Annotated in this window: 10 protein-coding genes; 3 read left to right on the plus strand and 7 right to left on the minus strand. The window is 40.2% G+C overall.

Features of this window, described 5'->3' with window-relative positions:
• Positions 1–163 precede the first annotated feature (163 nt).
• A complete protein-coding gene (locus Q9Q35_RS10835; RefSeq protein WP_304653377.1) occupies positions 164–2,482 on the plus strand; it encodes a transglycosylase domain-containing protein in 2,319 nt (772 codons plus the stop codon).
• 136 nt (positions 2,483–2,618) lie between these two features.
• Here the strand turns inward: Q9Q35_RS10835 and Q9Q35_RS10840 are convergent, their stop codons facing one another.
• The 7 genes from Q9Q35_RS10840 to Q9Q35_RS10870 all read right to left on the minus strand — a co-directional run bounded on the left by Q9Q35_RS10840 (position 2,619) and on the right by Q9Q35_RS10870 (position 11,294).
• Positions 2,619–3,890: a cation:dicarboxylate symporter family transporter gene (locus tag Q9Q35_RS10840; RefSeq protein ID WP_304653378.1), complete on the minus strand. Its 1,272-nt coding sequence runs from the start codon at positions 3,888–3,890 to the stop codon at positions 2,619–2,621.
• 122 nt (positions 3,891–4,012) lie between these two features.
• Positions 4,013–4,651, minus strand: coding sequence for an endonuclease III (nth, locus tag Q9Q35_RS10845; protein WP_304653379.1), 639 nt, complete (start codon positions 4,649–4,651; stop codon positions 4,013–4,015).
• A complete protein-coding gene (locus Q9Q35_RS10850; RefSeq protein WP_304653380.1) occupies positions 4,644–5,360 on the minus strand; it encodes a DnaD domain-containing protein in 717 nt (238 codons plus the stop codon). The genes nth and Q9Q35_RS10850 overlap by 8 nt, the downstream gene beginning before the upstream one ends.
• Before the next feature lie 68 nt (positions 5,361–5,428).
• Positions 5,429–6,730: an asparagine--tRNA ligase gene (gene asnS, locus Q9Q35_RS10855; protein WP_304653381.1), complete on the minus strand. Its 1,302-nt coding sequence runs from the start codon at positions 6,728–6,730 to the stop codon at positions 5,429–5,431.
• Between the two features lie 18 nt (positions 6,731–6,748).
• Positions 6,749–7,936 (minus strand): pyridoxal phosphate-dependent aminotransferase, encoded by a 1,188-nt coding sequence (locus Q9Q35_RS10860; RefSeq protein WP_304653382.1) that lies wholly within the window; start codon positions 7,934–7,936, stop codon positions 6,749–6,751.
• Positions 7,937–7,953: 17 nt separating this feature from the next.
• Positions 7,954–8,451, minus strand: a complete 498-nt coding sequence (locus Q9Q35_RS10865) for a DUF5590 domain-containing protein (protein WP_304653383.1) — start codon at positions 8,449–8,451, stop codon at positions 7,954–7,956.
• A gap of 47 nt (positions 8,452–8,498) precedes the next feature.
• Positions 8,499–11,294, minus strand: coding sequence for a helicase C-terminal domain-containing protein (locus Q9Q35_RS10870; RefSeq protein ID WP_304653384.1), 2,796 nt, complete (start codon positions 11,292–11,294; stop codon positions 8,499–8,501).
• Positions 11,295–11,553: 259 nt separating this feature from the next.
• On the opposite strand from Q9Q35_RS10870, the gene mvk reads away from it, so the two are divergent.
• Positions 11,554–12,498 (plus strand): mevalonate kinase, encoded by a 945-nt coding sequence (gene mvk, locus Q9Q35_RS10875; protein WP_304653385.1) that lies wholly within the window; start codon positions 11,554–11,556, stop codon positions 12,496–12,498.
• A 127-nt stretch (positions 12,499–12,625) separates the two neighbouring features.
• Positions 12,626–13,618: a diphosphomevalonate decarboxylase gene (gene mvaD / locus Q9Q35_RS10880; protein WP_304653386.1), complete on the plus strand. Its 993-nt coding sequence runs from the start codon at positions 12,626–12,628 to the stop codon at positions 13,616–13,618.

Raw genomic sequence — 13,618 nt, forward strand, 5'->3', positions numbered from 1 at the left:
GTTAAAAATGTGTGACTGATACTTACAATAATCCAGTCAGGCAATTTGCCTAAACTACACTTTATCACTATATAACTGTAGTAACTAAAATTAAGAAAGGAACGCTATATTCTTTCTGATCATATATTTTATGATTCCACATTTGTATAGTAGCAGTATCGTTATGGATAAAAATCCGAAATACTCGCGCACAAATGGTCCGAAAAGAAACGGCCGGTTAAAACGTAGCGGCAAGAAAAAAGCTTCACATGCTGGCAAAAAGCCAATGTGGCTCAAGATATTATTATCCTTAGCAGCCGCTCTAGTAGCTGCTTTAGTGGTCGGGGTCACTGTCTTTTTTGTTTACGCAAGCAGTGCTCCTAAATTAAGTGAGCAACAGCTTGAAAGTGCCGGTTCAACGGTCATTTATGATTCAAATGGCAAAAAGATCATGTCTTTGGGGACCGAAAATCGGACCTATGTTGCAGAAAAAGACATTCCACAGCAATTAAAAGATGCGGTCATCTCGATCGAGGACCGTCGTTTTTATAAGCATCATGGGGTCGACCCATGGCGGATCGTATCAGCTGCAATGTCTAACGCATCTGGCTCAGCCGGATTACAAGGTGGGAGTACATTAGATCAACAATTGATCAAACTCTCCTACTTCTCAACTAAGCGCTCCGATCAAACGATCAAGCGGAAAGCACAAGAAGCTTGGCTAGCGATCAATATGGACCGCCAATACAGCAAAGATCAGATCTTGACTTTCTATGTCAATAAGGTCTTCATGGGTGATGGATGTTATGGGATGCAGACCGCGGCTAAGTATTATTTTGGTAAAACATTGGATAAATTAGACTTAGCTCAAACAGCTTTGATCGCCGGGATCCCAAATGCTCCATCCTCTTACAATCCTTATACCAATCCAGAATTTGCTAAAAAACGTCGGGATGATGTTTTAAATGCGATGGTCGCTAATAAAAAGATCACCCAAACTCAAGCTGACGAAGCTAAACAAGAAAGCATCACCACTGGTCTAGTTGAGAAGAATACTTCAAAAACTGTGACCTCAACTGAAAAGATCGCTGATCCATATATCAAGCAAGTTATCGAAGAAGCTAAGAAAAAAGGCTACGATCCTTATAAAGACAGCTTACAGATCTACACCAATTTAGACATGTCGATCCAAAAACGTCTTTATGAGATCGCAAATAGTGATGAATATTTGAACTTCCCAGATGACAATATCCAAGTTGCTTCGACCGTGATCGATCCAGATAATGGTAATGTGGTCGCGATGCTAGGTGGACGTAAAACAGGTGATATTACCTTTGGACTCAACCGTGCAGTTCAAACTGATCGGACGAATGGTTCTACGGCTAAACCTTTGATGGATTATGCACCTGCGATCGAATATCTCGATTGGGCTACGTATCATCCGATCAAAGATAATCGTTATGTTTACCCTGGAACAAATATCCAGTTATACGATTTTGACCACCAATACAAGGGTCTGATGACGATGCGTCAAGCCTTGATCGAATCACGTAACGTCCCTGCGATCCGAGCTTTAGCTGCAGTAGGGATCACTAAAGCTCAAAACTTCATTTCACAAATGGGCTTTGATTACGATAAGACCCTAGAATATCAAAACGGTATCGGGTTACCTTCTTCGACCCTACAAAATGCTGCAGCTTATGCGGCTTTTGCCAATGGTGGGACTTATTACCAACCACAATATATCAAAGAGATCGTGACTGGTGATGGTGAACGCAAAGAATTTTCAAGCTCTGGCAAACAAGTCATGCAGTCATCGACCGCTTATATGATCACTGATATGCTAAAGGGTGTTATTACTTCGCCTGAAGGAACGGGAACTAGAGCTAATATCAGCGGTCTATATCAAGCCGGCAAGACCGGGACCAACGCTTACCCATCTGATATTTCAGCTAAATTCCCTGATAATGCTGCAATGGATTCTTGGTTCAACGGTTATACTAAGCACTACTCTGTCTCTGTTTGGGTCGGCTATGATCACCAATACGAAGCTGGTAATTATCTAGATAACAATTCAGTTGCTTTAGCATCGCTTTTCTATAAGAGCATCATGACCTACATGTCACAAGGTAAGACCAACACCGATTGGCGCAAACCAAGCAACGTCTATGTTCGCTATATCAATGGCGTTCGTGAACTTTACTTGGCCGGTTCTGCCGCTCCAAGCTCTGAACTTTCTGGTAGTTCAAGTTCTAGTCGCTCAAGTTCTTCAGAATCTTCGAGTTCATCGTCTGAATCTTCTTCAAGCTCGGAAAGTTCATCTAGCTCAGAAAGTTCATCAGAACCTTCTTCAAGCTCAAGCAACTCTGAGAGTCAATCGTCAAGTCACCCTTCTCAATCGACTACCGATAATTCTAGTTCAGCAACTTCTACATCACAAGCTGAACCTAACAACTCACAAGCTGAAGATCAAACAACTGACGGTGGAAATCCACCACAATAAAGCAAAAAAGTGTCCGTCAACTGATATGGACGGATCTGTACACTCCTCGCAAAAATGTGGGGAGTATTTTTTATAAAAAATGTACACTAAAAAAACGGTATCTATTTTCGTAGATATCGTTTTTTTACGCTTATTTTTATTTAAAAGATGCTACATATTTATCATGTTTTTCTTGATCAAATTCATTTTCGGATTTGCCAATGATCAATGTCGCAGTAACATTTCCCGCAACATTGACAACTGTCCGCCCCATATCAACTAAACGGTCGATTCCGGCGATCAAAGCCAGACCTGAGACTGGAACACCGATCGTTGAGATCGTTGCTAATAAAACAACAAATGACGCCCCTGGAACGCCTGCCATCCCTTTAGAAGTGATCATTAAAACTAATAATAAAGTCAATTGCTGACTCAACGAAAGATCAATATGATAGGCTTGGGCTAAAAAGATAGCTGCTAATGATTGGTAGATCGCAGATCCGTCCAAGTTAAAGGTATAACCAGTTGGAATAACGAACGAACTGATCGCTTGATCAACACCTAATTTTTGTGTTTTTTCCATCAAACGTGGTAGTGTGACCTCTGAGCTAGCCGTTGTAAAAGCCAACACCAATTCATCTTTGACCACTCGCAATTGGTCCATGATCCTGAAACCAAAGATCCGTGAAGTGATCCCTAAAACTACTAAAATAAAAAAGATCATCGTTGCGTAAGACATTACGATGAATAATCCTAGTGGTTTTAATGACTCGAGCCCCAATTGAGCTACGGTAGCCCCGATCAAACCTGCGACCCCAAACGGTGCAAAATGCATGATCCAACCAGTGATCTTGAACATTACTTCTGCTACAGCTTGGAAAAATTGTAATAAGATCTTACCTTTTTCACCAATTGCCGCGATCCCTAAACCAAATAAACAGGAAAAAAAGATCACTGGCAACATCTGACCTGTCGCTAATGCATCAAAGAAATTAGATGGCACGATCGACATCAAGATCGATCCTAATCCGCTGTGCGAAGCCTGTTTAGCTGTTTTAACATACGTTGAGATATCAACTTGTGATAACTTGCTTAAATCAAGCATATATCCGATCTTGGAAATATTAGATACTAACATCCCAACAATAAAGGCGAGCGTTGATAGCACCTCAAAATAGATCAAAGTTTTTAGTCCGATCCGCCCTAACTTTTTGATATCGCCCATATTAGCGATCCCTACAACTAAACTCGAAAAAACGATCGGTAAGACGATCATCGAGATCATATTGATGAAGGTCGACCCGAGTCCATTTGCAAATCTGATAAATCCTTTATCATCAGTAAATATGACTCCTAAGCCGATCCCGATCAAAAGACCTAAGATGATCTGCCACCCAAGTGACAAACGATATACTTTTAACTTTTTCAAATTCACCATCTCCATAGAATTTTTATGCCAGTTAATAATTTACCATATTTTATATAAAAATTCATTATGTTGTTTGTTTTTTTATTAAAATTATATCTTTATCACTGATTATGTTCGGCTTTTCACACTCTTGACCGGCCTTCTGGACAAATATCTAATAGCGGACAAGAACTACACTTTGGATTTCTTGACATACATTGGTACCGACCCCAAAATATCATGCGGTGATGCCCTTTGATCCATAGATCTTGTGGGACTTTTTGCATTAGGATCTTTTCGATCGTTAAAACATCACTGTCAGCTGGAACCATCCCTAAACGTTTGGCAACGCGACTGACATGGGTATCGACTGCAAATGCTGGGATCCCAAAGCATTCAGCTAGAACCACATCTGCTGTTTTGCGTCCGACCCCACTTAAGCTCATCAGTTCTTTTCTAGTTTTAGGGACGACTCCATTAAAGCGCTCGACCAGTTCCTGTGAGCATTTGATCAAAAAGCGAGCCTTATTGCGATATAGACCGATCGTTTTGATATAACTTTCAACTTCTGATTGACTTGCATTAGCTAAGTCAACAGGGGTCTTATAACGTTCAAATAAAGCTGGTGTAACTAAATTAACTGCTTTATCAGTAGTTTGGGCACTCAATATCACTGAAAGCATAAAGTGATACGGATCTGTCTTAGTCAACGATGTTGTGGCATTAGGAAACATTTCCCCCATGACTTCGATCGCATGTGTCGTTTCTTCACTATTAAGCATCATCGGTCCCTCCTGTCCAATCATACATTGGAATACTTGGCTTAGCTTTATTTTGTTTAGGTGCTGTTAAACGTTCTTTTTGAGCCAATTCTTGCCGGCGCTTTTGGCGTGATCGTTGTACATCGGCGCTAGTTTTGATATTTTGCTTTTCCCAACTCAATAAGATCTTATCAATATACTTCAAATTATAAACCTGATTTAAAACTGCCTCACGTAAAGCTAACACGATCAATTCTGGTGAATAATTCTCTGTATTGAGCCAGCTATCGATCGTTTGCAGCTCCATTGGGGTCAAGAGGCGCCCAAATTCGACCTCAATATTTTTATAAACTTCTTGCTTACTAGTCGTTTCATTTTGTGTTAGTTCAGCCGTTACTTCATTTTGTTCTAAAGCAAATAATTTCTCGTAAAGTAGCGTAAAATCATATTTGTCATACTTACGTCCCGCAGCATCAGTTGCTGTCGTTAATCTGAGAAATTTTTTTTCGATCAAATTACGCAATAAATTTCCCAGCTTACTAGTATCAAGTTGCATACTTTGGGAAAGTTCAGTTAGATCGATCGCTTTTCCCTGTTGAGTTCGACTCATGATCTGTAACATCAAGATAAACTCAGCTTCATCCAGTCCTAACTGACGATAATTATTCAACAATAGATTGGATACTGTCATTTGTCCAGCAGCTAAATATTTTTGTAGTATTTTATCCATCTTGATCTTCCTTTTTAAGTAAAAAAACAGGACACAACGCTCTGTCATGTCCCGCAGCCCATCAACTATTATGGGTAGATCCGGTTTAATAAACGTGGGAATGGAATAGCTTCCCGGATATGGTCTTCACCTGTGATCCAAGTTACCGCACGTTCCAGACCAAGTCCAAAGCCAGAGTGAGGTACACTGCCATAGCGACGTAGATCTAAGTACCATTCATAATCAGCTTTGTTTAAACCTGCAGCTTCAATTTGTTTTGCTAAATACTCTGGATCTGTTGCACGTTCGGAACCACCAATGATCTCACCATAGCCTTCTGGAGCTAACAAGTCAGCACACACAACTAAATCTTCTCTAGTTGGATGTGGTTTCATGTAGAATGGTTTGATCGCTTTAGGGTAGTTCAACACAAAAACAGGCTTGCTGAAGTGTTCTGCCAAATAAGTTTCTTCTGGTGAACCAAAATCTTCGCCCCATTTTACATCTGGGAATTTACCTGATTCTTGTAATAATTTGATCGCATCATCATAGGAAATGCGTGGATAAGGTAATTGCGTATAGCGCTTGAGGACTTCCTTATCTCGACCCAAAATATCAAGTTCGTAGTCACAATTTTCAAGTACTTTTTCAACCAAGTAAGCAATATAGCGTTCTTGGATCTCTAAACTTTCTTCTTGATGCATAAATGCCATTTCTGGTTCGATCATCCAGAATTCGATCAAATGACGGCGCGTCTTGGATTTTTCCGCTCTAAATGTTGGCCCGAAAGTAAAAACCTTACCATAAGCCATTGCTCCAGCTTCAGCATAAAGCTGACCCGATTGTGAAAGATAAGCATCTTTTTCAAAATATTCAGTATGGAACAATTCTGTTGTGCCTTCAGGAGCACTACCGGTCAAGATCGGTGAATCCAACTTGATGAAACCTTCCTTGTTGAAGAATTCATAAGTTGCACGGATCATTTCATTTCTGATCTTCATGATCGCAAATTGACGCTTCGAACGCAACCAAAGATGACGATGATCCATCAAGAAATCTGTCCCGTGTTCTTTAGGAGTGATCGGATAGTCTTCACTTTGACCTACCAGTTCAATATCTTCAATTTCGATCTCATAGCCAAAGTGTGAGCGTGTATCTTCATGGATCGTACCTGTGACGTACATACTTGCTTCTTGTCTTACTTCTTTTGCAAGCTTAAATACATCTTCAGAAACATTATTCTTAACTACGACTCCTTGAAAATAAGCTGTTCCGTCGCGTAGCTGTAAAAAGGCGATTTTACCGCTGGAGCGCTTATTAGTCAACCAAACTCCGATTCTTACTTTTTGGTCAACATAGTCTTTAGCGTTAATAATACTGATAGTTTCCACTAAATTTTTCCTCCTATTTTATTTACTATATTTTTCAACAAATTTTTCTATTCGCACGACCGCCTCACGCAGGTCTTCAAGTGAAGTTGCATAACTCAAGCGAATATGCCCAGGCATGCCAAAGGCTTCTCCTGGAACTACTGCGACAAAAGACTCGTTCAATAAGGCATCAGCAAAACTTAATGCATCACTAAATCCAGTTGCTTTTAAAGCCTTTTGAATGTTAGGAAATAGATAAAAGGCCCCTTCTGGCTTAGCTGTCAACTCGAAACCAGGGATCTTCTCCACTAAGGGATAGATCTCATTTAACCGCATTTCATACTCTTGACGCATCTCTTCAACGCAAGCTTGGTCTTGTTTTAAAGCTGCCAAGGCTGCATATTGGCTGACCGCTGAAAGATTCCCAGTTGCATGTCCGACCACAGTACCTAACTTAGCGATCAATTCTTTATTCGCTAAAGTATAGCCAACACGCCATCCGGTCATCGAGTACGTTTTAGAAAAACCGTTGATCAATATCGTTTGCTGCTTGATTGCTTCTGAAAGTTCAACTAAAGAAACAAAGCTGTTTCCATTATAAACTAACTTATTGTACATGTCATCAGCAATTAGCCAGATATTATTTTTTACGGCCCAATTTCCGATCGCTTCTAACTCAGCTCTGGTGTAAATGACACCAGAAGGGTTTTGAGGTGAGTTAATGATCACGGCCTTTGTCTTTTCAGTTCGTTTAGCTTCAAGAGCAGCTACCGTGACCTTTAATTTTCCGTTTTCAGGCAGTACAAAGACTGGGCTACCTTCAGCTAACTTGACTTGTTCGCTATAACTGACCCAATATGGCAAAGGGATCAAGACTTCATCGCCCGGATCAAGGATCGTTTGAGCAACCGCATATAAAGAGAATTTTCCCCCTACTGTAACAGCAACATTTTCAAAGGTATAATCAGTGTGATATTCAGCATTAGTTGCTTTAGCGATCGCCTTGCGTAATTCAACTATCCCCAAAGCAGCGGTATAAAAATCTGATTTTCCCGCTTGGATCGCTTGGATCGCTGCTTCTTTGATATGTTCTGGCGTATTGAAATTAGGCTCACCGGCAGTTAAATTTTTAACATCATAGCCTTCTGCCTTTAATTGCTTTGCCTTAGCTGATAAGGCTAAAGTTGCTGAGGGTGAAACATTTTGCACTCTTTTTGATAATTCCATCTTGATTGGCCCCTTTATTAAATATTTTGGATCGTTTTAACGACTTTTCCTGTTTTAAAATCAAGTAGATCATAACAAAGATTACCGTAGGAATTGAGATAACTTACTTCCCAGACCGGTTTATTTTTATGCATCCCTAAAGCAGTATGAGTGATCTTTTTCACATTTCCAGTTTGTTGAGCGATCTTTTTAGCACTTGCTTCGGAGATCCCTTCGTTTTGCTGGTAAACATTGATCTTTTTACCATTTTGTGCAACGATAGCATAAATTTTTTGTTTTTTATCATTAGTTCCCGCGACCGTGTAATAGGTATGATTTCGATTGTAGTGATAAAAGGCTGTCTCTTCTTTTAATCCAGCGTATTGTTGTGCTAATTGCGTTGCTTGCTTTCTGGCATTTTTCATAGGCGAAAGTGCCAAGTTGAAAATAACGAGCACTAATACCAAGACAGCCAAAACTCCAAGATACCACAAACGATACTTTGTTTTCTTTTTGATCCTCGTTGTCCGCTTCATAAATTCCTTCCTCTAGTCAAAAAACTGTTTATCTCAATTATACCAAGTTAGTGCTGTTTGTCATGTAAAAAATCAGCAACTAATTTCGGGATCTCAGCTGTCAAAACTGGGTGTAATTCTAATTTATCTGGAAAGACCTGCTTAAATTCCTGGCCGTAGCGCTTAGTTAAGATCCGTGAGTCTAATAAGACAAAAGCTCCTCGATCATTTGGGGTTCGGATCAAGCGTCCAAAGCCCTGTTTTAGCCGTAAGACAGCCTCAGGTAAAGCTAGTGTTGTAAACGGATCATCGCCTGCTTGCCGAGCGCGCTCATATCGAACTTGGTTAAATAAGGTATTGGGTGCTTGAAATGGTAAACGTACGATCACTAAGAGCTCTAATAATTTTTCGGGTAGATCTATCCCTTCAAAAAATGTCCCTGTCGCAAGCAAGATCGCCGTCTGATTTTGATTCAAGATAAAGCGTTTCTTTAACTTTTCAGGACTTCCATTGACTCCTTGAGCTAAAACTTCTCTTTCTTTAGTAAGGCCTAAGACTGCTAGATATTCATAAGTTCGTTCGAGTTCATCTAACGAATTGAACAAGATCATTGTCTGACAGTGATTTTTAGTAGTTAGATCATAAAGTGTCTTAGCTAGGTACTTAACATATTCCTCGTTTTCAGTTGCACCAACATTAGGCGCATCCTTTGCGATCAAGGCTAATGTTTTTTGATAGTCAAAATTACCTTGATAGCTCAATAAACGCGTATCTTTAGGCAGGTCTAATTGCTTTAACGTATAGGCATGGGTCTGTTTTGTAAACAAGCCTGCGCCTAAAAATAATACATGTTCAAACCTTGGATATACTTTACTTTGTAAAAAGTCAGCTCCATCTAAATAGCTGAAGTGTAACCGTAGATGTGCGGTTTCTTGTTCAGCTAAACTCAACCAGATCAATTGCTTAGTCTGGTTAGCTTCTAGATCAGTAAAGGCTAATTTTTGCCAAGGCTCAAAAGCAGTCACTAATTGTGAAGCTAATCTAAAGAAATCTAATAAGTATAACGTTGCTGTTTGATCGATCTGTTCTAAACGGCTTGCTTTGAAAAATACTTTTTGTAGCCACGCAAATTGCTGTAAAAAGCCGTCATAGGCGCGAGTTATCTTATTGATCACACCATAATGTTCCTTTAAAAAGCCCAAAAACTTCTTTTCACTTAATGGCTGCTCAGTGATCCCATTTCGCCGGAATCTTAAAAACCTTCGAATAAAGGCATCCCTCAGATCCCACATATCGTGATCTAATACTTGGAGATCTTTTAAAAGAGCGTGGTATTGTTTTTTAGTCAACAAACTTTGCTCGATCAATTGCTCAAATGAAAATGAGATCTGCGACTCCATTTTGACTAACATACTATCACAAAGGATCTTGATCTCGTCAAAATCCAAAACTTGCTGGATACTTTTAGCTACTGTAGCAGGAAGATTTTGAGCTTCATCAACGATCAATTCCAAGTCATTGCCTTTAAAATCAGTGGCATGCGTCAATAGATATGCATGATTTGTAATGATAAATGAGGCGTTTTCTTTTGCGATCTCATTTAAGCGTAAATAATCGACTCGATAAAATGGACTTGCTGGCTCTAAACTATCAAGACCAGTATGCTCGATATTAGCAAATAAAGGATCTTGACGTGTCGTCAATCTAAGCTCATCAAGATCACCAGTCTTAGTCTGTAATAACCATACTATCAAACGCATCTGTAACAAACGCGAATTTTTATTGTACGGTTGTTTCAACGAACGCCAAAACTTATCTAGATCGATATAATGACGATTTCCCTTTAAAACAACGACATCAAGATCAAATGGAAAAAGATTTTTCAAGGTCAGATCGATCTCTTCTGCTAGTTGGGCTTGAAGTGCTGTTGTTGCTGTGCTGATCACGATACGCTTATCTTGGGTCGAAGCGTACGCGGCTGGCACTAAATAACCTAAAGTCTTCCCCATCCCTGTTGGTGCTTCGATCAACAAGCGCCGTTCATTTGGATCATCAAAGAAATCGGCGATCGTAGACATCATTTTGACCTGTTCATCACGCCACTCGATACTTCCTGAAAAGAGTTGTTCTTGTTCTTCTTTAGTCTTAGGAAATGTCAGAGCTATATTATCCTTTGTCTTGAAATTTGGCCTTAGAATAACTAAGTCTTCGATCTGCATCCACTTTTTAGCTAAGGGTTGAGCCTTCTTCCTTTGCTCCTCATATGCTTCCTTAAAACACTCAGCTGTATCATAAAGCAACGCACCACTCAAGTTACATAAAGTTTGTAAAACACTTGCTGGTAGTAATTCTAAACGTTTCTGCAAAAGCAAAAATAACTCTGCCGTAACGTAGGTATCACTATCCGCTTGATGCGGACGTTCATGCTTGATCCCAAGATAATTACCAAGATCGACTAATCGATATGAAGGTAGCGTCGGCAATAAGATCTGTGCCAACTGTACCGTATCGATCCCCTTTAATTCAAGTTCAGGATAGCCCGCACGCTCAAACTCTGCATTTAAAAAGCGATAATCTTGCATAATATTATGCGCTACAAAGACTGTATCCTGTAACAATGCATAGATCGTATCCGCCACATCACTGAATAATGGTGCTTTGCGAACATCACTGTTTTTGATCCCGGTCAGCTTTTGCACTTCTGGTGGGATAAGACATTGTGGATCGATCAACGTGCTAAAGGTATCCGAGATTTTTCCATTTTCAATAAAAGTACAACTAAATTGGATAATTCTTCCAGTTCCATCCAATGCAGGGGTCGTCATCTCAAGGTCAACTACTGCATAGGTTTTTGATTTAGTCATTCATCATCACCGACTTTAAATAATGTTTCTGACAATAATTCTATCACACTCAGCTTAAAAATAAATAACCAGCGATCGGCTCTCCTTGATCGTTCTATCCTTAAATACTGATCTAAACTTGTCGCTCAAACACTAAACAGGTATAATCTAGTTTGAGACTTATCCATCCTTATTTAGCGGTATGGTATAATTTAGTTTGAAATTGCAATGTTTTTCATTGTAAATATTTAGAATAGATACGATAGAAAGGGTGCTCTTTTTGCTTAGCACACAAAAAAAGACCGGCCAAGGTTTAAGTCATGCTAAGATCATTTTGATCGGTGAGCATGCGGTCGTATACGGGCAACCAGCGATCGCTCTACCACTAAAAACGCTCAAGACTCATGCTAAGATGACCTTGCGCCAAGATGACCAACAAATACTAGAAAGTAGTTACTATACGGGGCCGATCGCTGACGTTCCCGCATTTATGCAGGGTATCAAACATTTAGTCATGTATATCCTGGCTCAACAAAATAAAGCGATCGGCTTTACGCTTCAGGTAACTAGCCAATTGCCGATCGAACGCGGGATGGGCTCATCAGCCTCTGTTGCAGTAGCGATCATTCGCGCTATGTACGATCTATTTTCTCTAGAACTTGATCATCAAACGCTCTTAAAACTTGCTGATGTGGCTGAAAAAGATACACATAAAAATCCAAGTGGCTTAGATGCAGCGACAACCTCTTCAGACACACCGATCTGGATGATCCGCGACCAAACGATCGACCCGATCCCACTTGATCTAGATGCTTATTTGGTGATCTGTGATAGTGGTATCAAAGGTCAGACTTCACAAGCGATCGCAACTGTCAAAGCAAAACTTCGATCCACACCTACTGCAACTAAAAAAATGATCGAAGCGCTCGGAGCTTTAAGTTGGCAAGCGCGCAAGCAATTAGCACAAAATGACGTTTTAGGTCTAGGACAGACGCTAAATATAGCCCAAGAATATTTAAGGCAATTAGATGTCAGTGAGCCAACACTAGATAAATTGATCGAACTAGCTTTGCAAAATGGAGCCTTGGGCGCTAAATTGACTGGTGGTGGCCGTGGTGGTTGCTTTATCTGCCTAGTCAAAGATCAGCGTTCAGCCAAGCAACTCTCGGATCTTTTGCTCGCTAATGGCGCGATCTCAGCTTGGATCGAACCACTCAAAAAATGATCATCAGTTAGAAAGTTAAAAATGTGTGACTGATCATATATAGTTATCAACGTAGCACTATGATATGAAAGGAAAACTATATCGCTTTCTGGTCTTTAGGCCAACACATTTATATAGGTAATATCAGATGAAAACACCTAAAGTAACTGCTCGTGCACATACGAATATCGCACTTGTTAAATATTGGGGCAAAGAAGATGAAGAACTCATCATTCCGCAAAACAACTCCCTTTCTTTAACATTGGACCATTTTTACACCGATACGACTGTCCAATTCGTTCCTACTTTGACGGCTGACCAGTTCACACTAAACGGTCAAGTCCAAGAAACAACTAAGATCACTAAATTTTTGGATATCATTCGGCAAATGGCTGGTAGTCAACTTTTTGCACGAGTCGAATCAACTAACCACGTCCCTACTATGGCTGGGTTAGCTTCTTCTGCAAGTGCTTATGCAGCCTTAGCTTTAGCTGGTAGCAAAGCTTTGGGATTAGATCTTAGTTCTAAAGACTTATCACGCTTGGCTCGCCGTGGATCTGGTTCTGCTTGTCGCTCGATCTATGGTGGCTTTGTGGAATGGCAAAAAGGTGATTCTGATCAGACCTCATATGCAGTTTCCTTGGTGGAAAATTTAGACTGGGATCTTAAGATGATCGCGATCGTTGTCAATGATAAACAAAAAAAGATCGCTTCACGAGCTGGCATGCAAACTGTTGTCCATACTTCGCCTTACTATTCTGCTTGGGTAAAACGTTCAAAAGAAGACCTATCAGCACTCAAACAAGCGATCAAGGAAAAGAATTTTACGCAATTGGGTAAGATCGCAGAAGGTAATGCTATGTGCATGCATGCTTTAAATCTTAGTGCGACACCACACTTTAACTATTTTGAAGCTGAAAGTCTAAAAGCAATGCAACTTGTCGAGCAATTGCGTGATCAAGGGCTAGAGTGTTACTACACGATGGATGCTGGCCCTAACGTCAAGGTCATCTGCCAAGGAAAAGATCTTGAAGCCATCGTAGATTCATTAAGTCAAGAATTCTCGAGCAAACAGCTTTTAGTCGCCTCACCTGGTCCAGGTGCACGGATCTTAGAAATTAAAAATTCGGAAAGGAATTGA

This window comes from uncultured Ligilactobacillus sp. (assembly GCF_948826705.1).
In the GTDB taxonomy this organism is placed as follows: domain Bacteria; phylum Bacillota; class Bacilli; order Lactobacillales; family Lactobacillaceae; genus Ligilactobacillus.

Excerpts from the sequence above, each read along its gene's own strand:
- Q9Q35_RS10860 (WP_304653382.1), bottom strand. The coding sequence starts at position 7,936 with ATGGAATTATCAAAAAGAGTGCAAAATGTTTCACCCTCAGCAACTTTA.
- nth (WP_304653379.1), bottom strand. The coding sequence starts at position 4,651 with ATGCTTAATAGTGAAGAAACGACACATGCGATCGAAGTCATGGGGGAA.
- Q9Q35_RS10865 (WP_304653383.1), bottom strand. The coding sequence starts at position 8,451 with ATGAAGCGGACAACGAGGATCAAAAAGAAAACAAAGTATCGTTTGTGG.
- Q9Q35_RS10835 (WP_304653377.1), top strand. The coding sequence starts at position 164 with ATGGATAAAAATCCGAAATACTCGCGCACAAATGGTCCGAAAAGAAAC.
- Q9Q35_RS10850 (WP_304653380.1), bottom strand. The coding sequence starts at position 5,360 with ATGGATAAAATACTACAAAAATATTTAGCTGCTGGACAAATGACAGTA.
- Q9Q35_RS10870 (WP_304653384.1), bottom strand. The coding sequence starts at position 11,294 with ATGACTAAATCAAAAACCTATGCAGTAGTTGACCTTGAGATGACGACC.
- mvaD (WP_304653386.1), top strand. The coding sequence starts at position 12,626 with ATGAAAACACCTAAAGTAACTGCTCGTGCACATACGAATATCGCACTT.